Raw genomic sequence first — 23,314 nt, forward strand, 5'->3', positions numbered from 1 at the left:
CCGGCGCTTCGCGCGGCCCCTCAATCCCACGCGCCTTCGTCCACCACCTCGCGCAGGAAGGCGACGAACGCCGTCACCGCCGCGGGTACCGCGCCCGGGGCGTGGACGGCGTAGACGGCCACGTCCGCCGATCCCTCCCATTCCGGCAGCACGCGCACCAGCGCGCCCGTGCGGAGCGCCGCGCCGACGTCCCATCGCGAGCGCAGCGCGATGCCCACGCCGGTCAGCGCCAGCTCGCGCACCATTTCGCTTGAATTGGTGGCGACCGCGCTGTGCACCTCCACCGTCGCGGCGCGGCGGCCCGCGGCGAGGCGCCACGGCGACTGGCCTTCCGCGGCGAGCAGGCGGTGGCGCGACAGATCGGCGATGGAGGCCGGCGCGCCGGCCGCGTCGAGATAGGCGGGCGCCGCGCACAGCACGCGGCGGCTGGCGGCGAGCCGGTGCGCCACCAGCGGCGGCGGCACCGCCGCGGCGATCCGCACCGCCACGTCGATCCGCCCCGCCGTCAGGTCGGCGAAGCCGTCGGACAGGTCGAGCGACAGCGCCACCGCCGGATGCGCCGCGAGGAACCGGTGCAGGTGCGGCGCGACGTGGAGCCGTCCGAACGAGGTCGGCGCGGTGACGCGCAGCGGCCCCGCCGGCGTCAGCCGCGCGCCCGCGACCCGCGCCTCCGCCGCCTCCAGCGCCGCGAGGATCGGCGACAGGTCGGCGCGGAACCGCTCCCCTGCCGATGTCAGCACCAGCCGCCGGGTGGTGCGGTGGACCAGCCGGACCCCCAGCCGCTGCTCCAGCCGCGCCAGCCGCTTGGACACCTGCGCCGGCGACTGGCCGATCGCCCGCGCCGCCGCCGACAGGCTGCCTTCCGTGGCGACGCGCAGGAACAGCGCGTAATCGGGATCGAGCGGCACGGGTCCCCGCTAGAACAGGCGTCCGCCGTCCGGCACCGGGCGATCCGGCGCGACCAGGACGACGCGGCCCTGCGCGTCGGGAAAGCCCAAGGTGAGCACCTCGCTCATGAACTTGCCGATCTGTCGCGGCGGGAAGTTGACCACCGCCGCCACCTGTCGCCCCACCAGCGCCTCCGCCGTGTAGAGCTCGGTGATCTGCGCCGACGACCGCTTGCGGCCGATCGCCGGGCCGAAGTCGATCAACAGCTTGATCGCCGGCTTTCGCGCCTCCGGAAAGGCGTCCACCGACACGATCGTGCCGACGCGCACGTCCACCTTCATGAAATCGTCGAAGGCGATGGCGGGCGCCGCGCCCGCGTCGGGATCGGGAACGACGTGCATGGCGGTCAGAAGTCCGGATTCTCGTAGTAGTTCGGCGGCTCGATCCCGCTCAGCCGCTCGGCCAGCAGCGGGCGGAAGCTGCGGCGGCTCTTGAACGCGGCGTACCATGCCTTCGCGTGCGCGTGCCCGGTCCAGTCGATCCCGCCGAGATAGTCGGCGACGCTGATCTGCGCCGCGGCGGCGAGATCGGCGAGGCTGATCGTCGCTCCCGCGATCCACTTCCGGTGGTCGAGCAGGAAGTCGATATAATCGAGGTGCCCGACCGCAGACTTCATCGCCTCGCGCAGCCGCGAGGCGTCGGGCGCCGTGCGGTGGACGACGCGCTTCAGCATCCGCTCGTCCAGCAGCGGCTGCGTCACGTCGCGATAGAAATGCGTGTCGAACCAGGTGACGAGGCGGCGGATCTCCGCACGGTTGGAGGCGGTGCCGTTGATCATCGCGACGCGATCGACGGTCTCCTCGAGATATTCGCAGATCGCCATCGAATCGACCAGCACCACGTCGCGCTCGCCGTCGACCATCACCGGGGTCTGTCCCGCTGGGTTCATGTCGATGAAGGCGTCGCGCCGCTCCCACGGGTTCTCGCGCACCAGCTGGTAGCCGACGTCCTTCTCGTTGAGGAGGATGCGGACCTTGCGCGTGAAGGGGCACAGGGGGAACTGGTGCAACTGCCACATGACGTGCCTGTTACGGCGAAAGGGCCCGGTGGGGGAAGGGGGAGGCTGGGGAATCCGGCCGGTTCTAGAACACGGCTTGGCATGTTATAGAAAGCCATGGGCATCAGCATCAAGCACGACGAGATCGAGCGCGCGATCCGCCAGCTGGCGAGCGAGCGCAACCTGTCGCTGACCGACGCGATCGGGCTGGCGGTGCGGCGCGAGCTGGAGCGGTCGGAAGGCACGCCGACCCTGGCGGAGAAGATCCGGCGCATCCAGGATCGGGTGGCGGCGCGAGGCGTGACCTTCATCGATGCCGACGAGATCATCGGATATGACGAGAACGGATTGCCGACTTGATCGCGGTCGACACGTCGGCATTGATCGCGATCTTGAAGGGCGAACCCGAAGCGGCGGCTCTGGCCAGGGCGATCGACCGCGCCGATCGCATCCTCTTCGGCGCACCTTCGCTGTTGGAGGCCAGGATCGTGGCGAGGCAACAGCGTCCTCCGGTCGACGATCTGCTCGACGAGCTCCTCCTCGATATCGGTGCCGAGATCGTCGACTTCACCGCCGCCCACGTCGATGCCGCTACCGACGCCTTCCTGAGCTACGGCAAGGGGCGGCACCCGGCCGCGCTGAACTACGGCGACTGCATGGCCTATGCGATCGCCCGCGTCGCCGGCTGCCCGTTGCTCTACAAGGGCGAGGATTTCGCGCGGACCGACGTCCGTCGGGCCGGATAGATGCCGCCGGCCATCGTCGCGGCGCTCGGCACCGCGATCGCCTTCGCCATCGGGCTGACCTTGCCCGACGCGGACCTTCACCTGTGGCTCGGCCACCGCAGCGGCGTGACGCACAGCATCCTGCCCGCCGCGCTGCTGCTCGCCCGGCGCGCGTGGCGCGCTGCGGCCTGCGGCATGGCGGCGGGGACTGGGCTGCATCTGGCGGCGGACAGCTTCCCCAACCGCATGGTCGGTTACGCCACCGTGAAGCTGCCCGGCCTCGGCGCGCTGCCCGCGGCGGAAAGCTACGCCTGGCTCGCGCTCAACGCGGTGGCGGCACTCGCGCTCGCGGCGTGGCTGGCGCGACGGCTCCACGCGCCGGCGGCCGCGCTGCTGCTGGCGGGCGGCTTCCTGTTCGCCGGCGCGGGCTATCTGTGGCGCACGGACGGCGGCTGGCCGGTGCTCGCCATCGTCGCCGCGCTCGGCTGGGCGGGATGGCGAGTCCGGCGGCGGATCACTCCGCCGCTTCCATGACCTCCGCCTCGTCCAGCGGATGCGACAGGCGCGTCAGCATCTCGCGCGGCACCACCTGCCAGAACTGGCCTGCCGCGCGGTCCCATTCGTCCAGCAGCGTCTTGGACCAGCGGCTGTCGGTCGCGCGCGCGTGCTCGCGCACCAGGTCGAGCAGCACGCCTTCCCAGTGCGCCGAGGCGAGGCGTTGCCACACGATGCTCTCGCCGTTGGCGCGCCGGGCGAAGGTGCCGTCGGCGTCGTAGACGAAGGCCATGCCGCCGGTCATGCCCGCGCCGAAGTTCGCGCCCACCTCGCCCAGCACCACCGCGGTGCCGCCGGTCATATACTCGCAGCCGTTGGCGCCGCATCCTTCGACCACCACGGTGGCGCCGGAATTGCGCACCGCGAAGCGCTCGCCCGCCTGACCGGCGGCGAGCAGCTTGCCCGCGGTCGCGCCGTAGAGGACGGTGTTGCCGATGATCGTGTTCTCCTGGCTGGCGAGCGGCGAGGACACGGCGGGGCGCACGACGATGGTGCCGCCCGACAGGCCCTTGCCGACATAGTCGTTGGCGTCGCCGAACACTTCCAGCGTGATGCCCTTGCACAGGAACGCGCCCAGCGACTGGCCCGCCGATCCGCGCAGGCGGATGGTGACGTGGTGGTCGGCAAGCGCGGCCATGCCGAACTTGCGCGTCAGCTCGCTCGACAGCCGGGTGCCGACCGCACGGTGCGTGTTGCGCACTGAATAGGTCAGCTGCATCTTCTCCCCGCGCGAGAAGACGGGCGCCGCATCCTTGATGATCTGCGCGTCCAGGCTGTCGGGCACGTCGTTGCGGAAGGTCGACAGGCTGAAGCGTCGCTCCGCGTCCGTGGCGTCGACCTTGGCGAGGATCGGGTTGAGATCCAGATCGTCGAGATGCTCCGCGCCGCGGCTCACCTGCCGCAGCAATTCGGTGCGCCCGATCACCTCGTCCAGGCTGCGCACGCCCAGCCGCGCCAGGATGTCGCGCACCTCCTCGGCGATGAAGGTCATCAGGTTGATGACCTTCTCCGGCGTGCCGACGAACTTGGCGCGTAAGCCCTCGTCCTGCGTGCACACGCCCACCGGGCAGGTGTTGGAATGGCACTGGCGCACCATGATGCAGCCCATGGCGACGAGGCTGAGCGTGCCGATGCCATATTCCTCCGCGCCCAGGATCGCGGCGATCACGATGTCGCGCCCCGTCTTCAGCCCGCCGTCCGCGCGCAGCTTGATCCGCCCGCGCAGGCCGTTGAGCGTCAGGACCTGGTTCACCTCGCTGAGGCCCATCTCCCACGGCGTGCCGGCATATTTGATGCTGGTCTGCGGGCTCGCGCCAGTGCCGCCGACGTGGCCGGACACGAGGATGACGTCCGCGTGCGCCTTCGCCACGCCCGCCGCGACGGTGCCGATCCCGGCGGAGGAGACCAGCTTCACGCACACCCGCGCGCGCGGGTTGATCTGCTTCAGGTCGTAGATCAGCTGCGCCAGATCCTCGATCGAATAGATGTCGTGGTGCGGCGGCGGCGAGATCAGCGTGACGCCCGGCGTCGAGTGGCGCAGCTTGGCGATGAACTCGGTCACCTTGAACCCGGGCAGCTGCCCGCCCTCGCCGGGCTTGGCGCCCTGCGCGACCTTGATCTCGATCTCGTCGCAGGCGTTCAGGTATTCCGCGGTCACGCCGAACCGGCCGCTCGCGATCTGCTTGATGACCGAATTGGCGTTGTCGCCGTTGGCGTACGGTTGGTAGCGGACCTTGTCCTCGCCGCCTTCGCCCGACACCGCCTTCGCGCCGATCCGGTTCATCGCGATCGCCAGCGTCTCGTGCGCCTCGGGCGACAGCGCGCCCAGGCTCATGCCGGGCGTCACGAAGCGCTTGCGGATCTCGGTGATCGCCTCGACCTGATCGACCGGCACGCCCTCGTTCGGGAAGTTGAACTGAAGAAGGTCGCGCAGGTAGATTGGCGGCAGGTCGCCCACCCCGCGCGAGAATTGCAGGTAGGTCGAATAGCTGTCGGTCGCGACCGAGGTCTGCAACAGGTGCATCAGCTGCGCCGAATAGGCGTGCGCCTCGCCGCTGTGGCGCTGGCGATAGAAGCCGCCGATCGGCAGCGTCGCGACCGCGGCGTCGAACGCTGCCTCGTGCCGCTCCGTCGCGTTGACGTGGAGCGAGGCATAGCCCTCGCCGCTGATCTTCGCGGGCATCCCGGGGAACAGGTCGTTCACCAGCGCGCGGCTCAATCCCACCGCCTCGAAATTGTAGCCGCCGCGATAGGAGGAGATCACCGCGATCCCCATCTTGGACATGATCTTCAGGAGGCCTTCCTCCACCGCCTTCTTGTGCCGCTTCAGGCACTCGTCGAGCGCCAGGTCGCCGAACAGGCCGCGCGCCTGCCGGTCGGCGATGGCCGCCTCGGCGAGATAGGCGTTCACCGTCGTCGCGCCGACGCCGACCAGTACCGCGTAATAATGCGTGTCGAGGCATTCCGCGGTGCGCACGTTGACGCTGGCGTAGGAACGCAGGCCGCGCCGCACGAGATGCGTGTGGACGGCGGCGGCGGCGAGCACGCCGGGGATGGCGACGCGGTCCTCGTCGATCCCCTCGTCGGTCAGGAACAATTCGCTGCGCCCCTCGCGCACCGCCTGCTCGGCCTGGTTGCGGATGCGCTGGATCGCGGCGCGCAGCTTCTCCGCGCCGCCGGTCGCCTCGAACGTGCAGTCGATATCCGCCGCGCTGCTGCCGAAATAGCCCTTCAGCCGGCCCCAGTCGGTCGACGTCAGCACCGGGCTCTCCAGCACCAGCACGCGCTCGCGCCGGTCCTCGGTGTCGAGGATGTTGGCGAGGTTGCCGAACCGCGTCTTCAGCGACATCACGTAGCGTTCGCGCAGACTGTCGATCGGCGGGTTCGTCACCTGGCTGAAGTTCTGGCGGAAGAACTGGCTGATGAGCCGCGGCTTGTCGCTGATGACCGCCAGCGGCGTGTCGTCGCCCATCGAGCCAACGGCTTCCTTGCCCGTCTCCACCATGGGCGACAGGATCAGCTCCATGTCTTCCAGCGTCTGGCCCGCCGCCACCTGCCGCCGGGCGAGGTCGGCGCGGGCGTAGCGCGGCACGGAACCTTCGGGCGCGGGGGGCAGGTCCTCGATGGTCGAAAACTCGCCGATCATCGCGGCATAATCCGCCTCGGCGGCGATGCGATCCTTCACCTCGCGGTCGCGCAGCACGCGGCCTTCCTGCAGGTCCACGGCGATCATCTGCCCCGGCCCCAGCCGCCCCTTGGCGACGACGGTGGATTCGGGAACGACGACCATCCCCGCTTCCGACCCGATGATGAGCAGCCCGTCCGCGGTCTGCGTGTAGCGCAGCGGGCGCAGCGCGTTGCGGTCCACGCCGCCCACCGCCCAGCGCCCGTCCGTCATCGCGAGCGCGGCAGGGCCGTCCCACGGCTCCATCACGCTGGCGAGATACTGGTACATCGATGCGTGCGCGGGGGGCATGTCGTCGGCGCCGTCCTGCCACGCCTCGGGCACCAGCATCAGCTTGGCCGTGGGCGCGTCCCGGCCCGAGCGGCAGATCGCCTCGAACGTGGCGTCCAGCGCGGCGGTGTCGCTGGCGCCCGCGGGGATCACCGGCTTGATGTCCTCCGAATGCTCGCCGAACGCGATCGACGCCATGCGGATCTCGTGGGAGAGCATCCAGTTCTTGTTGCCGCGGATCGTGTTGATCTCGCCGTTGTGCGCCAGGCACCGGAACGGCTGCGCCAGCCACCATTGCGGGAAGGTGTTGGTGGAGTAACGCTGGTGGAAGATCGCGACCCGGCTCTCGAACCGCTGGTCGTTCAGGTCCGGGAAGAAGACGGACAGGCTCTCCGCCAGGAACAGTCCCTTGTAGATGATCGAGCGGCAGGAGAGCGAGCAGACGTAGAAGCCCTGGATCTGCGCCGCGATCACGCGCTTCTCGATGCGGCGGCGGATCAGGTACAGGTTCTTCTCGAACTCGGCCTGGTCCATCTCGTCGGGCAGGGGGCCCGCGATCATCAACTGCTCGATCTCGGGCCGGGTCGCCTGTGCCTTGGCGCCGATCACGCTGACGTCGACGGGCACCTGGCGCCAGCCGTAGATGGTGTAGCCCGCCTCGATGATCGCGCTCTCCACGATCGTGCGGCACGTCTCCTGCGCACCGAGGTCGGTACGCGGCAGGAACATCATGCCGACGGCGAGGCGGTTCGGCAGCACCTTGTGGCCCGACGCGGCGATGGCATCGTCGAAGAAGCGCACCGGCAGGTCGACGTGGATGCCCGCGCCGTCGCCGGTCTTGCCGTCGGCGTCCACCGCGCCGCGGTGCCAGACCGCCTTCAGCGCGTCGATCGCCGACTGCACCACGCGGCGCGACGGCCGCCCGTCCGTGGCGGCGACCAGGCCCACGCCGCAGGCGTCGCCCTCGAACTCGGGCCGGTACATGCCGTGTTCGGCGAGGTGGGCGCGCTGCGCGTCGGTGGCGGTCATGGCGTGGTTCCGTTGGGAAGGGAGGTGGCGGGCGGATCGGAGAGGGCGTCGTCCTCGACGCGCAGCAGCGCGGCGAGCCGCTTTCGCTCGGCCGGCGACAGGTCGGCCATGCGGCGCGGCTTGGGCAGGGCGGCGGTGGCCGCCTCCGCCGTCTTCGCCATCGCGGGCAGGTCCTTCAGCAGCTCGGGCGCGAAGGCCTGCATCTCGGCCATCAGCTCGGGATCCATGTAGATCCCCATCGACTCCGCGGCGTAATAGCTGCCGGTGGCCGTGCGGAAGAAGGCGTCAAGGTCGCGCAACTGGCCCAGGTCGAACTTGCGCGCATAGGCGCGCGCGAGGCCGCTGCGCACCCGGGGTTCCAGGCGCGTCATCGTCACGCTCATCGCGTCCATCATGGCGCGCATCCCGATCCGCGTCCGCTCGCGGTAGTGCGGGTCGTAGATCTCCATCACCTGCGCCAGCGACGCCTGCGGCAGCTTGGACGCTTCCGCCTCGTCCATCCCGCCGATCGCCGCCAGCTGGCGCATCGGCAGCGCCCCCGCGGTGTCGACGATGCTGCCGAGCATCCGGTCCATCGTGCCGCCCATCAGCCTCTTGTAGGTGCCGACCGGGAACACCTTGTCGACGACGACGGTCGCCAGCGCGAGCCGCTGCGGATCGATCGCGGGGGCGGCGGGCACGGAAGGGGCGGCGGCCGGCACCACGGGCGCCTGCGCGGCGGCGGACGGGACCGCTGCAGCGACGGCGGCGGCCAGGAGAAGGCGCCGCGCCATCATTTCGGCACCGCGGTGGAGGCGGCGGCGATGCTGGCGGAGATCCGCGGCTGCGCCCGCTGGAGGAAGGCGGTCATCTCCTGCGCCATCGCCATGCGCAGCGAGGAGGATCGCTCCGCCTCCTTGCGCCCCACGGCGGACGAGAGATAGGCGGTGATGGCATCGCGATGCGCCGCCGGCAGCTCCAGCGTGCCGCCGCGTCCCGCCGCCTGCTGCATCGCGCGCGTCAGCGCCGCGCCCGCCGGCGACGACCAGAAGGCGGCGACCGACGCCAGCTCGTCCGCCGAGTAATTGTTGCGGTAATCGCGCTCCACCAGCGCCACCAGCCGCGGGATGCCGTCGCCGTTCAGCTGGCGCGACAGCTCGGTGCGTCCCGCGGCGCGCATCCGCGCCAGCCGCTTCTTCTCCACCGGCGTCGCCGCCTTGCCCCCGCTGCGCGCGAAGCTGGCGGCGAACTGGCGGTCGAACTGTGCCAGCGCCTCGGCCAGCGCGCGCGGCGGCTGCACCGTCGCGAGCGCGATCCGCTGCGCCGCGCCGGACGGCGCCGGCGCGGCGGCGAGCATGGCGACGGCGACGATCATGCCGCCACCTTCTCCCCGGCGCGCGCCTTGGCCTTCAGCCACTTGTGCATCGTCGCCGCCACGTCGCGGCCGTCGCGGATCGCCCACACCACCAGGCTGGCGCCGCGCACGATGTCGCCCGCGGCGAACACGCCGTCCAGGCTGGTCATCAGCGACTTGGGATCGACCAGCAGCGTACCCCAGCGCGTCACGCCCAGCTCCGGCGCGTTCCACAGGTGCGGCAGCTCTTCCGCGTCGAAGCCCAGCGCCTTGATGACCATGTCCGCCGGCAAATCCTGCGTCGCGCCGGGGTCCACCTCCGGCGCGCGCCGGCCGCTGGCGTCGGCGCGGCCCAGCCGCATCCGGTTGGCGCGTACCGCCGTCACCCGGTCCGCGTCGACGGCGAATCGCTCCGGCGCGGCGAGCCACACGAACTCGACGCCCTCCTCCTCGGCATTGGCCACCTCGCGCTGGCTGCCGGGCATGTTGGCGCGGTCGCGGCGATAGAGGCAGCGGACCGAGGCGGCGCCCTGCCGCACCGCCGTCCGCACGCAATCCATCGCGGTGTCGCCGCCGCCGATCACGACGACGTGCTTGCCCGCCGCGTTCAGGCTGCCGTCCTCGAACTCGGGCACCGCGTCGCCGAAGCTCTTGCGGTTGGAGGCGGTGAGATAGTCGAGCGCGGCGATGACGCCGCCCGCCTCGTTCCCGGCCACGTCGATCGCCCGCGCCTTGTAGACACCCGTCGCGACCAGCAGCGCGTCGTGCCGCGCGCGCAGCTCCGCCAGCGTCGCGTCGCGCCCCACTTCGAAGCCTTCGTGGAAGACGATGCCGCCCTCCTTCAGCCGGTCGACCCGGCGCATGACGACGGGCTTCTCCAGCTTGAAGCCCGGGATGCCATAGGTCAGCAATCCGCCCGCGCGGTCGTGGCGGTCGTAGACGTGGACGTCGTAGCCGTGCCCGCGCAGATATTCCGCCGCGGTCAGGCCCGCCGGCCCGGCGCCGATCACGCCCACCGACTGTCCCCGCGCCGGGCCGGGCACCAATGGCTCGACCCAGCCCTCCGCCCAGGCGGTGTCGGTGATGAACTTCTCGACCGAGCCGATCGTCACCGCGCCGTGGCCGGTGAACTCGATCACGCAATTGCCCTCGCACAGTCGATCCTGCGGGCAGATGCGGCCGCAGATCTCCGGCATCGTCGAGGTGCTGTTGCTCAGCTCATAGGCCTCGCGCAGCCGCCCCTCGGCGGTCAGGCGCAGCCAGTCGGGGATGTGGTTGTGCAGCGGGCAGTGAACCGAGCAATAGGGCACGCCACACTGCGAACAGCGCCCGGCCTGGTCCTCCGCCGCGGGCGGAGCGTAGCGCTCCGCGATCTCGCGGAAGTCCGCGGCCCGCGCCGTCGCATCGCGCTTGGCGGGATAGCTCTGGGAGCGATCTACGAACTTCAGCATGTCGGCCATCGGTGCGTCCTTCCGAGGCCGAACTCTCACAATCACGCGCCAGAGTCACGTGCTTTCACACAGATGGGGCGCGAACCGGACCTATAAAGTTCGCGGATCACCTGTCCTGAGAGCGTATCGCAACAACCTGGCGCTAAATCAATACCGATCCGGACCTAACTGTACAAAAACCCTAGGGCCAGGGCACCCGCGACGATCCGATACCAGGCGAACGGGGCAAATCCGTGCTTCGTCACGACCGCCAGGAACGCCTTCACCACGGCGAGCGCCACCACGAAGGACACGACGAACCCGATCGCGATCAGCTGCACGTCGCCCCCGGTGATCGCGTCGCGATGCTTAACGAGCTGCAGCACGGTGGCGCCCGTCAGCGTCGGCAGCGCCAGGAAGAACGAGAATTCCGCCGCGGTCCGGCGGTCGATGCCGAGCGCCATCGCGCCCATGATGGTCGCGCCCGACCGGCTGACCCCCGGGATCATCGCGATGCATTGCACCAGCCCGATCTTCAGCGACTGGCCGCTCGACACGCCCGAGATGCCGCCGACCGTGTGCGTCTTCGCCAGCCGCTCGATGACGAGGATCGCGATGCCGCCGGCGATCAGCGCCCAGGCGACCGTCACCGCGCTCTCCAGCAGCGCCTCGATCTCATCGTTGAAGGCGAGCCCCAGCGCCACCGCGGGCACGAAGGCGAGCAGCAGATTGCGCACGAACGCGACCGACTGCGGCTCGCGCTTGGCGAGGCCCGTCGCGACGGCGAGGAAGGTGCGCCAGTACAGCGCCACGATGGCGAGGATCGCGCCGGGCTGGATCGCGATGTTGAACACCGCCCAGCGCTTGGGATCGTAGCCGAGCAGTTCGGTCGCGAGCACCAGGTGCCCAGTGGAAGACACGGGCAGGAATTCCGTCACCCCCTCCACGATGCCGAGGAGGATGGCGGTCAGGACGTCGTTCACGGGTGCGATCTCCTAGGCGCGGGCGCTCGCCTGCTGGCCGAACCGCCCGGCACGGACGTAGCGGACCAGCCACTTGTCGGCCACCGCCTCCAGCGGGGTGCGCGCCACGCCCAGCGCGTCGAGCCCCTCGGCACCGTTCGCCACCACCGCGTCGCGCTGCAGCAGCTTCCACTGGTCGCCCGACAGCGGCGAGAAGGGGAGGGCGGCGACCACGCCGCCGAGCACGTCGGGCAGCGGCAGCAGCCGGGGCTTGCGGCCGATCAACGCGGCGATCCGCTCGTGCAGCGCCAGCATGGTCAGCACTTCCGGACCGCCGAGCTCGAAGGTGCGCCCGCCGAACGCCGCCGGATCGCCCAGCGCGGCCATCACCGCCTGCGCGACGTCGCCGACGAACACGGGCTGGAAGCGGGTGTCGGGCTTCAGCACCGGCACGACCGGCAGGGCGGCAATCATCCCGGCGAAGCGGTTGATGAATTGATCCTCGCGGCCGAACACGGTGGTGGGACGCAGGATCGTCGCGCCGGCATGCGCGCCACGCACCGCCTCTTCGCCCGCCGCCTTGGTGCGGGCATAACGCGCGGGCGATGCCGCGTCGGCCCCGACCGCGGACACGTGGACCAGCGACGCCCCGCCCGCCGCAGCGGCCTCGGCGATCGCGCGCGGCCCCTCCACGTGGATCCGCTCGAGATTGCCGTCGAACGCGCCGACCAGGTTCACCACCGCGTCCGCGCCGTGGACGGCGCGCGCGATCGTGTCCGGCCGGGTGACGTCGGCGGCGACGAACTGCGTCTGCCCCAGCGCGCTCAGCGGGCGCAGGAAGAACGCCTTGCGCGGATCCCGCTCCGCCACGCGCACCCGCGCGCCGGTGGAGAGCAGCGCCTGCGCGACGTAGCGGCCGATAAAGCCGCCGCCGCCGATCAGCGTGACCAGTTTGTCCTTCATCACCACAACCCGCCTCGCACCTTTTTTCGCTGCGCCGCCTCTGCCGTGCGAAACCCCCGTTGACAAGGTCGCTGACCCTCTCGTAGAGGCGCCCGCCTACCGGGGCTTCACCGAGGCCCCCCGTGCCCAGATGGCGGAATTGGTAGACGCACCGTCTTCAGGTGGCGGCGCTGGTAACGGCGTGGAGGTTCGAGTCCTCTTCTGGGCACCACTTTCTTTCTGCACGATATTTCCCCTCACGGGGACCGCGTCACACCGGGAAGGCGGTCGTGTATTTCGTCATCGACAGCGCGAAATGCGACGAGGCGCCCGCGACGGAGGGGTGGCCCAGCAGCGTCTGCATGAGGAAATGGTTGTAGTCGCCCACGTCGGCGACGACGATCCGCAGCAGATAGTCCCAGTCGCCCGACATCGAGAAGCTCTCGATGATCTCCGGCCGGCCGTCGACGAAGCGTTCGAAATCCTGTCGCGCCTCGATCGCGTGGGTGCGCATCCGCACGTTGCACAGCACGTTCACGCCACGCCCCACCGCCGCGGGATCGACCAGCCGCACCGTGCGCGTCAGCACGCCCGCCGCCTCCAGCGCCTTCACGCGCCGCCAGCACGAGGCGGGAGAGGCGCCGACCCGCTCGGCGAGGTCGGCGTTGCTGAGCGTGGCGTCGTGCTGGAGCGATGCGACGATCTTGCGGTCGATCGCGTCGAGTTGCTGAACCTGTTTCATCCATCACACGTTAATCGAAACGGCATTTCGCCTCCACCCGTTTGAGGAGGGAAGAATGATAAGCATTCGTCGTCCCGTCCTGCCATCATCCGCGCCATGGCCGACGCTTCGCTGACCCGTCCCGCAGGGGCCGCCGCCGACTGGACCATCCCGCAGGGGTGGGACCGCTACTCGGCCGAGGATCACGCCACCTGGGACACGCTGTTCGAGCGGCAGGCGAAGCTGCTGCCCGGCCGCGTCGCGCCCGAGTTCATCGCCGGCCTGGACGTGCTTCGTTTGTCGAAGCCGGGGATACCCGATTTCGACGAGCTGTCCGACCGGCTGATGAAGGCGACCGGGTGGCAGGTGGTGGCCGTGCCCGGGCTGGTGCCCGACGACGTGTTCTTCGATCACCTCGCCAACCGCCGTTTCGTCTCCGGCAACTTCATCCGGCGGCCCGAGCAGCTCGACTATCTGCAGGAACCGGACGTCTTCCACGACGTGTTCGGCCACGTCCCGCTGCTCGCCCATCCCGTCTTCGCCGATTACATGCAGGCGTACGGCCAGGGCGGGCAGCGTGCGGCGGGACTGGGCGCGATCCAGCGGCTGTCGCGGCTCTACTGGTACACGGTCGAGTTCGGGCTGATCCGCGATGGGGACGGCATGAAGCTGTACGGCGCGGGCATCGTCTCCTCCTCCGCCGAATCGATCTTCGCGCTGGAGGATCCGTCGCCCAACCGCATCGGCTTCGATCTCGCCCGCGTGATGCGCACCGAGTACCGGATCGACGATTTCCAGCAGAATTATTTCGTCATCGACAGCTTCGACGACCTGCTGGACCGCACGCTCAACACCGATTTCGGCCCGCTCTACGCCGAACTCGCCGGGCAGCCGGACATCCCCGTCGGCGCGCTGCTGCCCGACGACCACGTCTTCACCCGCGGCACGCAGGCCCACGCCCGCGCGAACCACGCCGCCTCCTCGCAAAGGCTGACATCATGACGGACAACCCGCTGGGTCTCGACGGCTTCGAGTTCTGCGAATTCACCTCGCCCGATGCGGACGCGCTGGCCGCGCAGTTCGAGGCGATGGGCTTCGTCGCCTCGCACCGCCACCCGACGAAGGACGTGACCCGCTATCGCCAGGGGCGCATCAACCTGCTGCTCAATCGCGAGGCCGAGGGGCAGGCCGCCGATTTCCGCGCCGAGCACGGCCCGTCCGCCAGCGGCATGGCGTTCCGCGTCGCCGATCCGGCGGCCGCCTACCGCCACGGGCTGGCCGAGGGCGCGAGCGCGGTGGACGCGGGCCGGGGCACGCTGGGGGAGGGCAGCTGCGCGATCGAGGGGATCGGCGGCAGCTACCTCTATCTCGTGAAGGCGGGCGCGGACCTCTACGCCGACTGGAACGAGATCGAGGGCTGGCAGGAGGCGGCGGCGCGGAACAACGTCGGGCTCGACCTGCTCGACCACCTGACGCACAACGTGCGCCGCGGCGAGATGCGGACCTGGTCCAGCTTCTACGGCCGCCTGTTCGGGTTCGAGGAACAGAAGTATTTCGACATCAAGGGCAAGGCGACCGGCCTGTTCAGCCAGGCGATGATTGCACCCGACGGCGCCATCCGCATCCCGCTGAACGAATCGCAGGACGAGAAGTCGCAGATCGAGGAATTCATCCGCGAGTATAACGGCGAGGGGATCCAGCACCTCGCGCTGACCACCGACGACATTTACGGCACGGTGGAGAAGCTGCGTGCGCGCGGCGTGCGGTTGCAGGACACGATCGAGACCTATTACGAGCTGGTCGACAAGCGCGTGCCCGGCCATGGCGAGGATTTGGCGCGGCTGAAGCGCAACCGCATCCTGATCGACGGCAACGTCGGCGAGGAGGGCATCCTGCTCCAGATTTTCACCGAGAACATGGTCGGCCCGATCTTCTTCGAGATCATCCAGCGCAAGGGCAACCAGGGCTTCGGCAACGGCAATTTTCAGGCATTGTTCGAGAGCATTGAGCTGGACCAGATCCGTCGCGGCGTCATCACGGTGGATGCGTAAGCATCCAGCGATGCGCGCGCGAAGGGCCAGCGTGGCGGAGCCGGCGCACAAGGCGCGGCTTTGCCGCGACTGACGCGCCGGCGGGTGCGATGAAGGAAGCTGGACCCCGGCCTTCGCCGGGGTGACGGAGGATAAGGTGACGGACGCGGCAGACTACATCCCCGGCTTCGGCAACCACGTCGCGACGGAGGCGGTCGCGGGCGCGCTGCCGATCGGGCGCAACAGCCCGCAGAAGGTGCCGTTCGGCCTCTACGCCGAGCAGCTCTCCGGCAGCGCCTTCACCGCGCCGCGGCACGAGAACCGCCGGTCCTGGCTCTACCGCCTTCGCCCCACCGCCAACCATCCCGCCTTCACCCGCTACGACGGCGCGCCGCACCTCGCCTCCGCGCCGTTCGACGCGGTGCCGCCCAGCCCCAACCGGCTGCGCTGGGACGCGTTGCCCTGGCCCGAGGGGGCGAGCGACTTCGTGGATGCGCTGGTCAGCTACGGCGGCACCGGCAGCGTGGCGGAGCAGACGGGCGTCGGCATCCACGGCTACGCCGCCACCGCCGACATGGCGCGCGCCTTCTTCAGCGCGGACGGCGAGTGGCTGATCGTGCCGCAGGAGGGGCGGCTGTCGATCGCCACCGAGCTCGGCCGCATCGACGTCGCGCCGCAGCAGATCGCGGTGATCCCGCGCGGCGTCCGCTTTCGCGTGGCGCTGCCGGACGGGCGCGCGCGCGGCTACGTCTGCGAGAATTACGGCGCGCCGTTCCGCCTGCCCGACCTGGGCCCGATCGGCGCCAACGGCCTCGCCAATCCGCGCGACTTCGAGACGCCGGTCGCCTGGTTCGAGGATGTCGACGCCGCGTGCGAGGTGGTGCAGAAGTTCCAGGGCGGGCTGTGGACGACCACGCTCGACCACTCGCCGTTCGACGTCGTCGCCTGGCACGGCAACCTGGCGCCCTATCGCTACGATCTGACGCGTTTCAACACGATCAACACGGTCAGCTTCGACCATCCCGACCCCTCGATCTTCACCGTGCTGACCAGTCCGTCGGACACGCCGGGCACCGCCAGTTGCGATTTCGTGATCTTCCCGCCGCGCTGGATGGTGGCGGAGGGGACGTTCCGCCCGCCGTGGTTCCACCGCAACGTGATGAGCGAGTTCATGGGGCTGATCGCGGGCGCGTACGACGCCAAGGAAGGCGGCGGCTTCGTTCCCGGCGGGGCGAGCCTGCACAACCAGATGAACGGCCACGGGCCCGACAAGGCGGCCTACGACAAGGCGGTCGCGGCCGAGCTGACGCCGGTGAAGATCGACGGCACCATGGCCTTCATGTTCGAGACGCGCCACGTCGTCCGCCTGTCGCGCTGGGCGGAAGCGACGCCGACGCGCCAGCTCGACTACGACGACGTGTGGACCGGCTTCGCCAAGGCGTCGGTGCCGCGCGGATGAGCGAGACCGCGCGGCTGGCCGCGACGCCGCCCGGCGTGCGCCTCGGCCCGCTTTCGCTGATCGCCGACGGCGCGGCGCGCAACTTCGTCCTGCAGTTGCGCGCCGGGCGCTTCCACGGCTTCGTCGTGCGCCGCGGCGATGCCGTCCACGGCTATGTCGACCGTTGCCCCCACGCCGGGCTGCCGCTCGCACAGAGGCTCGACGACTATCTGACCGCGGACGGCCGGCTGATCGCGTGCAGCTGGCACGGCGCACTGTTCGATCCCGCGGACGGCCGCTGCGTGGGCGGACCGTGCGCGGGGCAGGCGCTGACGCCCTGGCCGGTCGACGTGATCGACGGGGAGATCCGCACCGTCTGACGTGACAGCGCCGGCGAACCGCGCCATCGTGCCGCCCTGGACGGCAGAAGGGGCGGATCGATGACGGCATTCCTCGCGGCGATGGCGCTGGTGGCACAGGCCGCGCCGGCACAGGTAGAGCGCGACCGCGTGGCCGCCGCGGCCACCGCGATCCAGCCCAAGGTGGTGGCGTGGCGGCGCGACATCCACGAGCATCCCGAACTCTCCAATCAGGAGGCGCGCACCGCCGCGCTGGTCGCCGCGCATCTCCGCCGCCTGGGGTACGAGGTGCGCACCGGCGTCGCCCGACACGGCGTGGTCGGCGTGCTGAAGGGCGCTCGCCCCCGGCAAGGTGGTGGCGCTGCGCGCGGACATGGACGCGCTGCCCGTCGCCGAGCAGACCGGGCTGCCCTTCGCGTCGAAGGCGACCGCCACCTTCGCCGGGCGCAACGTGCCCGTCATGCACGCCTGCGGCCACGACGCGCACGTCGCGATGCTGATGGGCGCGGCGGAAATCCTGGCGGGCATGAAGGACCGGATCGCGGGCACGGTCGTGCTGGTGTTCCAGCCCGCGGAGGAAGGCCCGCCGGTGGGCGAGAAGGGCGGCGCGCCGCTGATGGTGGCCGAGCGCGCGCTGGCCGCGCCGAAGCCCGACGCGATCTTCGGCCTCCACGTCTTTCCTGGCGAGGTCGGCTCGCTGGTGTGGCGCTCCGGCCCGTTCATGGCGGGATCGGACACGTGGGAGATGACGGTCACGGGGCGGCAGACGCACGGCGCCATGCCGTGGAACGGCGTGGACGCGGCGTCGGTGTCGGCCAGCATCGTGCAGGCGTTCAACCAGATCGCGGCGCGCCAGCTGAACGTCGCGCACGCGCCCACGGTGCTGACCGTGGGCGAGATCCGGCTGGGAACGCGCCACAACATCATCCCCGGCACCTTCGAGATGACGGGCACGCTGCGCACCTTCGATCCGGCGATGCGCACCGACGTGATGGCGCGGATCGACGGCGCGCTGAAGGCGATCGGCGCGCAATATGGCGCGGGCATCGCGCTGCGCTGGGTCGGCCGCAACGCGGTCACCGCCAACGATCCCGCACTGGCCCGCGCGATGGAGCCGACGCTGGCGCGCGCCGCCGGGGCCGGGGTGCGCGGCGATGCCGACTACGTGATGGGCGCGGAGGATTTCTCCGCCTTCGCCGCGGTGGCGCCCACCATGTTCTATCACCTGGGCATCGGCGCGGATGCGGCGCCCAACCACTCCCCGCAATTCACCGTGGACGAGGCCGCGCTCCCCGTCGGCGTGCGCGCCCACGTGCTGACCGCGCTCGATTTCCTGAACGGCGCGGGCGCCGCGCCGGCGCAGGCGAAGTGAGCGAGGATGGGATGGCCGACGTCCGCCAGGACGAGCCGCGTCGAACCGCATCGGGCTTGGTGCTGATCGATCGGGAAGCCAGCCGGACGCTGTCGAACGGATGCACCTCACCCGTCGTCGTAATTGGCTGATTCCTGCGGCGGAGGGGTGGTGGACGCACTTGGGCTCGAACCAAGGACCCGCTGATTAAGAGTCAGCTGCTCTACCAACTGAGCTATGCGTCCATGACCGTGGAGGGTCGGTCGCGAGGACCGGTCCCGATCGGGAAGCGCGCCGTTAGCAAGGGGCGGCGCGCCGTGTAAACCCCTTTTTTGCGCTACCAGCGCGCGGACCGGCGATTGTCGCGGTCGATCGCCATCAGCAGGCCGAGTGAGATCAGCACCGTCATCTGCGCGGATCCGCCGAAGCTGACGAGGGGCAGGGGGATCCCGACCACGGGGGCGAGGCCCATCACCATCATCAGGTTGATCGCGACATAGTAGAAGATCGTCGCCGACAGCCCCGCCGCGGTCAGCTTGGCGAAGCGCGTCTCCGCCTTCACCCCCACGTTCACGCCCCAGCGGATGACGAGCAGGAAGGCGGCGATGACGAACACGCCGCCGGCGAGACCCCATTCCTCCGCCATGGTCGCGAAGACGAAGTCGGTGTGTCCCTCGGGCAGATAGTCGAGGTGGCTCTGCGTCCCGTTCAGGAAGCCCTTGCCGAAGAGACCGCCCGATCCGATCGCGATCTTCGACTGGCTGATGTGGTAGCCGGTGCCCAGCGGGTCGCTCTCCGGATCCATGAAGATCAGCACGCGGTTGCGCTGATAGTCGTGGAGCAGGAACATGAACGCTAGCGGCGCCGCCACCGCCACCCCCGCCGCGCCGCCGATGAACAGGCGCAGCGGAACGCCGGCGAGGAACATGACGGTGCCGCCGCCGGCGCAGATCATCAGCGCGGTGCCCAGGTCCGGCTGCAGCATCACCAGCACCGCCGGCAGGCCGATCAGCACCGCCGCCGGCCAGATCGCCTGGAACCGCCGCGTCTCCGCCGCGGGCAGCAGTTCGTAGAAGCGCGCGCAGGCGAGCACGATCGCCAGCTTCATCAGCTCCGACGGCTGCAACCGGATGAAGCCCAGGTCCAGCCAGCGCTGGCTGCCGCCGCGCACCGCGCCCAGCATCTCGACCAGCAGCAGCGCGATCAGCAGCGCGCCGTAAGCGGGAAAGGCGGCGCGCCGCACCCAGTCCAGCGGGATGCGCGACAGCACGACCGCGCCCGTCAGGAAGACGACGAACCGCACCCCCTGCGGCAGCGCCCAGGGGCGCAGGCTGCCGTTCGCGGCGGAGAAGAGGACGACCAGGCCGAAGCCGCCGATCGCGGCGACCATCAGCAGCACCCGCCACGGCAGGCCGGCGAGCGGGGCGGGAAGGGCGGGGCGCATCAGCGGCGCGCGCCCGCGGCGGGTGCGTCGTCGGCGAGCGGGGTGGCGCGCCGCTCCGCCTCCGTCTCCGGCTCGGGCGATCCGACGCGCGCCGGCCCCTCGCCGTTGCGCACGTCGCGCGCCACCGCCTCCGCGCTGGCGTTGGAGGCGTCGGTGGCGGCGCCCACCGCGTTGGAGACGCTGGCCGCCGGCACGTCGTCGGCGGTCGCCGCGGCCTCCGCGACGGGGACCTGCGCCGCGCGATAGGCCGCCTCCTGCGCCGCCATGCGGGTGCGGATGTCGCCGCCCCAGGTCGGCTCCACCTCGGCCAGGCTCTTCAGCGCGCGCTCGCGGTCGAACAGGTACGTCATGATGTCGCGCCCGATCAGCGGGGTGTCGAGATTGCGCACGGTATGGCCGTTGTGCTCCAGCACGATGGCGGCGGCGTAGCGCGGATTGTCGTAAGGGGCGAAGCAGACGAACAGCGCGTGGTCGCGCAGCTTGAAGGGCAGCTGCGCATTGCTCAGCACGCCGCCGCGCCGCTCCGCCATGGTGATGCGCCGCACCTGCGCGGTGCCGGTCTTCGCGGCGAGGCCGACGCCCGGCACCTGCATCCGCGCCGCGCCGCCGGTGCCCCCGCCGTTGACCACGCCGTACATCGCCTCCCGGATGATGCGGAAATGGTCCGCGTCGATGCCGAGCGCGCGCGCGCCGGGCTTGAACGGATCACGCAGCAGCGTGGGGATTGTGTCGAGGCCGGAGGCGAGCCGCGTCGCCATCACGGCGAGCTGGAGCGGGTTGGCGAGGACGTAGCCCTGGCCGATCGAGGCGTTGAGCGAATCGGCGACCTTCCAGTCGCTCCTGTACTTGCGCTGCTTCCACGCGCTGTCGGGCACCGTGCCGTAGCGCTGCGTGCTGAACGGCAGGTCGAACTTCTGGCCCAGCCCCAGCATTCGCGCGACCGGCGCGATCCGGTCGTAGCCGACGCGGCGCACCATTTCGTAGAAATAGATGTCGCAGCTCTGCTCGATCGCTTGGCGAAGGTTGAGCGGCCCGTGCCCGCGGCGCTTGTGGCAGTGGAACACGCCGGTGCCGACGCGCAGCGCGCCCGAGCAGAACACGCGCTCCTCCGCCTTCACCCCGGCGGCGAGCAGGGCGAGGCCGTTCATCGGCTTCACGGTGGAACCCGGCGGGTAGAGCCCCTGCGTCACCTTGTTCATCAAGGGCACGTGGTCGTCGTCCGACAGCATCTTCCATTCCAGATGGCTGATCCCGTCGGAAAAGCTGTTCGGGTCGTAGGCCGGCATGGAGACCATGCACAGCATCTCGCCCGACTTTACGTCGAAGACGACGGCCGAGCCGGAGTTGGTGCCCAGCCGCCGCGCGGCATATTCCTGCAACCCCGCGTCGATCGTCAGGTGGACGGTGCGCCCCGGCGTGTCGACCCGGGTGGCGAGTTCCTTCACCAGCTTGCCGCGCGCCGTTACCTCGATCCGCTTGGCGCCGGGCTTGCCGCGCAGGATCGGCTCCAGCGTCTTCTCCAGTCCGTCCTTGCCCAGCTTGAAGCCGGGGGTGACGAGCAGGGGATCGCGCGTCTCCTTGTACTGCTCGGCATTGGCGGCGCCGACGTAGCCGGTCAGGTGCGCCACCGCCGCACCCGCGGGATAGTGGCGCGCGAAGCCGCGGGTGGGGGCGACGCCGGGCAGCTCGGGCTGGCGCACCTGCACGGCGGCGAACCGCTCCCAGTCGATGTTGTCGACGATCTCCACGGGCTGGAACCCGGCGGCCTTCTTCATGTCCGCCTCGATCCGCTGCATGTCCTCGGGCGTCAGGCGCAGGAGCTGGCGCAGGATCTCCAGCACGCGGTCGGGCTCGCGCAGGCGGTCGGGGATCACGTCGACGCGGAAGTCGGTGCGGTTGCTGGCGATCGGCTGGCCGTAGCGGTCGACGATCCAGCCGCGCCGCGGCGGGATCAGCGTGGCGTTGACGCGGTTCGATTCGGAGAGGAGGTTGTAGCGCTCGTTCTCCGCGATCGCGAGCCAGCCCATGCGGCCGATCAGCAGCCCGCCGACGCCCAGCTGCGCCGCGCCGAGCAGCCAGGCGCGGCGCGAGAAGCTCAGCGCCTGCGCCGCCTCGGTCAGGACGCGGGGCGCGCGGCGCATCATCCCGCGCGCTTCAGGTCGACGAACGCGACCGATCGCGCGACCAGCGGAAAGGCGAGGACCGACAGCACGATCTGCACGCAAAGCGCCAGCAGGACGGGCGCGGTCCACGGCGTCGCGATGACGCGCCCGGCAAGCAGGACGAGCGCGATCGCGAAGGAGGCGATCAGCCAGATCGTCCAGAAGTCGCGCACCCCCGACCGCGCCTCCAGCGCGTCGGCGAGGAAATAGGCGAGGGGCCACAGCAGCGTGGCGCTGCCCACCGGCTGGCCGGAGACGAGATCGTCGAAGAAGCCGAGCAGCGCGGGCGCCCACAGCCGCAGCGCCAGCGGCGCGAGCAGCCGCCAGGCGAGCAGCACCAGCAGCCCGAACGGCGGCAGCAGCGGCAAGGTGGCGCCCAGCGGCAGGATGGTGACGAGCGACCCCGCCATCACCGTCGTCCACGGCAGCAGCCGCGCCCGGCCCGCGGCCATCGGCTCGGCGAAGGGCGCGCGCGGCGGCAGCGTCACGGCGCCGCGCTCGGGCTGGGCGAGGGGGAGGGTGCGGGGGACGGGGCGGGCGCCGGCGGCGGGGGCGCGAAATACTGGCGCGAGACCATCGCCACGTCGAGCGAATCGGGGCGCGCGAACGGCTGCGCCGCGGCGCTGTCCGTGCCCCGCGCGGTGCCGATCGCGACCGCGACGCCGGGCGTGTAGATGCCGCCGACCCCCGTCGTCACGTAGACGTCGCCGGGGCGGAACTGGCCGTCCGCGGTGTCGATCGTGCGCACGTCGACCAGCCCGTCGCCGCGCCCCGCCACCAGCGCGGCGCGCCCGTCGCGCAGGCGGCGGACGGGCACCACGCTTTCCGGATCGGTCACCAGCAGCACGCGCGCGGTGTTCGGCCCCGCCTCCAGCACGCGGCCGATCAGCCCCTCGGGTCCGCGAACCGGCTGGCCCTCCTCCACGCCCTGCCAGCGACCGGCGTTGAGCAGGCCGTAGCGGCGCGTGCTGCTGGCCGAGGTGCTGACGATCCGCGCGGTGGCGACCACGCCCTCGTCACGCTCGCGAAAGGCCAGGAGACGGCGCAGCCGCGCATTCTCGATCACCGCGGCACGCCCCGTCATCAGCGCGCCGGCGGCGCGATCCATTCGCGCCTTCAGCCGCGCGTTCTCGCCGTGGACGTCGATCCAGCCGCCGATCGCCTGCGGCACCGATGCGATGCCGCGCACGACGACGGCGATCCCGCCCGACGCCGGCGCGGTCAGTTCCGCCACGCCGCTGCGCAGCGCCGCGAATCCCGCGGGGTTGACGGTGGACAGCGCGAGCAGGGCGGCCCCCACCACCGCCCCGGCGATGCCGAGGACGTAGGTGACGAACAGCCCGTATTGCGCCCGCCTGGAGAAGCCGGGACGCCGATCGCGCGACGGCGCCATTGCCGCCATTCTCCCAAACTAACCGTTTCCCACTGTCGCGG

Annotated in this window: 22 protein-coding genes and 2 tRNA genes; 9 read left to right on the forward strand and 15 right to left on the reverse strand. The window is 70.7% G+C overall.

Going from position 1 to position 23,314, the window contains the following annotated elements:
- Positions 1-20 precede the first annotated feature (20 nt).
- From HBH26_RS11035 to HBH26_RS11045, 3 genes are read right to left on the reverse strand one after another with little or no spacing between them, the layout of a single operon-like run.
- Positions 21-908 (reverse strand): LysR substrate-binding domain-containing protein, encoded by an 888-nt coding sequence (locus HBH26_RS11035; protein ID WP_168134666.1) that lies wholly within the window; start codon positions 906-908, stop codon positions 21-23.
- 9 nt (positions 909-917) lie between these two features.
- Positions 918-1,289, reverse strand: a complete 372-nt coding sequence (locus tag HBH26_RS11040; RefSeq protein WP_168134667.1) for a tRNA-binding protein — start codon at positions 1,287-1,289, stop codon at positions 918-920.
- 5 nt (positions 1,290-1,294) lie between these two features.
- Positions 1,295-1,966 carry a glutathione S-transferase family protein gene (locus HBH26_RS11045; RefSeq protein ID WP_168134668.1) on the reverse strand — a complete coding sequence of 224 codons (672 nt, stop codon included), beginning with the start codon at positions 1,964-1,966 and terminating at the stop codon, positions 1,295-1,297.
- 96 nt (positions 1,967-2,062) lie between these two features.
- On the opposite strand from HBH26_RS11045, the gene HBH26_RS11050 reads away from it, so the two are divergent.
- From HBH26_RS11050 to HBH26_RS11060, 3 genes are read left to right on the forward strand one after another with little or no spacing between them, the layout of a single operon-like run.
- Complete coding sequence (locus HBH26_RS11050) at positions 2,063-2,305, forward strand: type II toxin-antitoxin system VapB family antitoxin (protein ID WP_168134669.1); 243 nt, start codon at positions 2,063-2,065, stop codon at positions 2,303-2,305.
- The gene (locus HBH26_RS11055; RefSeq protein WP_168134670.1) at positions 2,302-2,691 is read left to right on the forward strand and encodes a type II toxin-antitoxin system VapC family toxin; all 390 of its coding nucleotides are present in this window, start codon (positions 2,302-2,304) and stop codon (positions 2,689-2,691) included. The genes HBH26_RS11050 and HBH26_RS11055 overlap by 4 nt, the downstream gene beginning before the upstream one ends.
- On the forward strand, positions 2,692-3,204 hold the full coding sequence (locus HBH26_RS11060) for a hypothetical protein (RefSeq protein ID WP_168134671.1): 513 nt from the start codon (positions 2,692-2,694) through the stop codon (positions 3,202-3,204).
- Here HBH26_RS11060 and gltB read toward each other — a convergent pair.
- The 6 genes from gltB to HBH26_RS11090 all read right to left on the reverse strand — a co-directional run bounded on the left by gltB (position 3,185) and on the right by HBH26_RS11090 (position 12,396).
- On the reverse strand, positions 3,185-7,708 hold the full coding sequence (gltB, locus tag HBH26_RS11065; protein ID WP_168134672.1) for a glutamate synthase large subunit: 4,524 nt from the start codon (positions 7,706-7,708) through the stop codon (positions 3,185-3,187). The two genes, HBH26_RS11060 and gltB, sit on opposite strands and share 20 nt — an antisense overlap.
- The gene (locus HBH26_RS11070) at positions 7,705-8,484 is read right to left on the reverse strand and encodes a DUF2059 domain-containing protein (protein WP_239024732.1); all 780 of its coding nucleotides are present in this window, start codon (positions 8,482-8,484) and stop codon (positions 7,705-7,707) included. Before HBH26_RS11070 ends, gltB begins: the two co-directional genes overlap by 4 nt.
- Entirely contained in the window at positions 8,481-9,062 is a 582-nt protein-coding gene (locus tag HBH26_RS11075) for a DUF2059 domain-containing protein (protein ID WP_168134673.1), read from the reverse strand. Before HBH26_RS11075 ends, HBH26_RS11070 begins: the two co-directional genes overlap by 4 nt.
- Positions 9,059-10,501, reverse strand: a complete 1,443-nt coding sequence (locus tag HBH26_RS11080; protein ID WP_168134674.1) for an NAD(P)-dependent oxidoreductase — start codon at positions 10,499-10,501, stop codon at positions 9,059-9,061. The genes HBH26_RS11075 and HBH26_RS11080 overlap by 4 nt, the downstream gene beginning before the upstream one ends.
- A 155-nt stretch (positions 10,502-10,656) precedes the next feature.
- Positions 10,657-11,454 (reverse strand): undecaprenyl-diphosphate phosphatase, encoded by a 798-nt coding sequence (locus HBH26_RS11085; protein ID WP_168134675.1) that lies wholly within the window; start codon positions 11,452-11,454, stop codon positions 10,657-10,659.
- Between the two features lie 12 nt (positions 11,455-11,466).
- On the reverse strand, positions 11,467-12,396 hold the full coding sequence (locus HBH26_RS11090) for a complex I NDUFA9 subunit family protein (protein ID WP_168134676.1): 930 nt from the start codon (positions 12,394-12,396) through the stop codon (positions 11,467-11,469).
- 124 nt (positions 12,397-12,520) lie between these two features.
- Here HBH26_RS11090 and HBH26_RS11095 point away from each other — a divergent pair.
- A tRNA-Leu gene (locus HBH26_RS11095) sits at positions 12,521-12,607 on the forward strand.
- Positions 12,608-12,646: 39 nt separating this feature from the next.
- Here HBH26_RS11095 and HBH26_RS11100 read toward each other — a convergent pair.
- On the reverse strand, positions 12,647-13,117 hold the full coding sequence (locus HBH26_RS11100) for an Lrp/AsnC family transcriptional regulator (protein WP_168134677.1): 471 nt from the start codon (positions 13,115-13,117) through the stop codon (positions 12,647-12,649).
- Positions 13,118-13,213: 96 nt separating this feature from the next.
- On the opposite strand from HBH26_RS11100, the gene phhA reads away from it, so the two are divergent.
- The 5 genes from phhA (at position 13,214) to HBH26_RS11125 (ending at position 18,295) form a co-directional block, all read left to right on the forward strand.
- Positions 13,214-14,098: a phenylalanine 4-monooxygenase gene (phhA, locus tag HBH26_RS11105; RefSeq protein WP_168134678.1), complete on the forward strand. Its 885-nt coding sequence runs from the start codon at positions 13,214-13,216 to the stop codon at positions 14,096-14,098.
- Positions 14,095-15,147, forward strand: coding sequence for a 4-hydroxyphenylpyruvate dioxygenase (gene hppD / locus HBH26_RS11110; RefSeq protein WP_168134679.1), 1,053 nt, complete (start codon positions 14,095-14,097; stop codon positions 15,145-15,147). Before phhA ends, hppD begins: the two co-directional genes overlap by 4 nt.
- A 157-nt stretch (positions 15,148-15,304) precedes the next feature.
- A complete protein-coding gene (hmgA, locus tag HBH26_RS11115; protein WP_420824989.1) occupies positions 15,305-16,585 on the forward strand; it encodes a homogentisate 1,2-dioxygenase in 1,281 nt (426 codons plus the stop codon).
- Positions 16,582-16,944, forward strand: coding sequence for a Rieske (2Fe-2S) protein (locus tag HBH26_RS11120; RefSeq protein ID WP_168134681.1), 363 nt, complete (start codon positions 16,582-16,584; stop codon positions 16,942-16,944). Before hmgA ends, HBH26_RS11120 begins: the two co-directional genes overlap by 4 nt.
- A gap of 334 nt (positions 16,945-17,278) precedes the next feature.
- A complete protein-coding gene (locus HBH26_RS11125) occupies positions 17,279-18,295 on the forward strand; it encodes an amidohydrolase (protein ID WP_209308500.1) in 1,017 nt (338 codons plus the stop codon).
- Between the two features lie 148 nt (positions 18,296-18,443).
- Here HBH26_RS11125 and HBH26_RS11130 read toward each other — a convergent pair.
- The 5 genes from HBH26_RS11130 to HBH26_RS11150 form a co-directional block, all read right to left on the reverse strand.
- Positions 18,444-18,519, reverse strand: a tRNA-Lys gene (locus tag HBH26_RS11130).
- A gap of 92 nt (positions 18,520-18,611) precedes the next feature.
- Positions 18,612-19,718 (reverse strand): rod shape-determining protein RodA, encoded by a 1,107-nt coding sequence (gene rodA, locus HBH26_RS11135; protein WP_209308501.1) that lies wholly within the window; start codon positions 19,716-19,718, stop codon positions 18,612-18,614.
- On the reverse strand, positions 19,718-21,859 hold the full coding sequence (mrdA, locus tag HBH26_RS11140; RefSeq protein ID WP_168134929.1) for a penicillin-binding protein 2: 2,142 nt from the start codon (positions 21,857-21,859) through the stop codon (positions 19,718-19,720). The genes rodA and mrdA overlap by 1 nt, the downstream gene beginning before the upstream one ends.
- Positions 21,859-22,368: a rod shape-determining protein MreD gene (locus tag HBH26_RS11145; RefSeq protein ID WP_338057333.1), complete on the reverse strand. Its 510-nt coding sequence runs from the start codon at positions 22,366-22,368 to the stop codon at positions 21,859-21,861. The genes mrdA and HBH26_RS11145 overlap by 1 nt, the downstream gene beginning before the upstream one ends.
- Entirely contained in the window at positions 22,365-23,282 is a 918-nt protein-coding gene (locus tag HBH26_RS11150; RefSeq protein WP_338057334.1) for a rod shape-determining protein MreC, read from the reverse strand. The genes HBH26_RS11145 and HBH26_RS11150 overlap by 4 nt, the downstream gene beginning before the upstream one ends.
- Between the last annotated feature and the right edge of the window lie 32 nt (positions 23,283-23,314).

This window comes from Sphingomonas corticis (genome assembly GCF_012035195.1).
GTDB lineage: Bacteria > Pseudomonadota > Alphaproteobacteria > Sphingomonadales > Sphingomonadaceae > Sphingomonas > Sphingomonas corticis.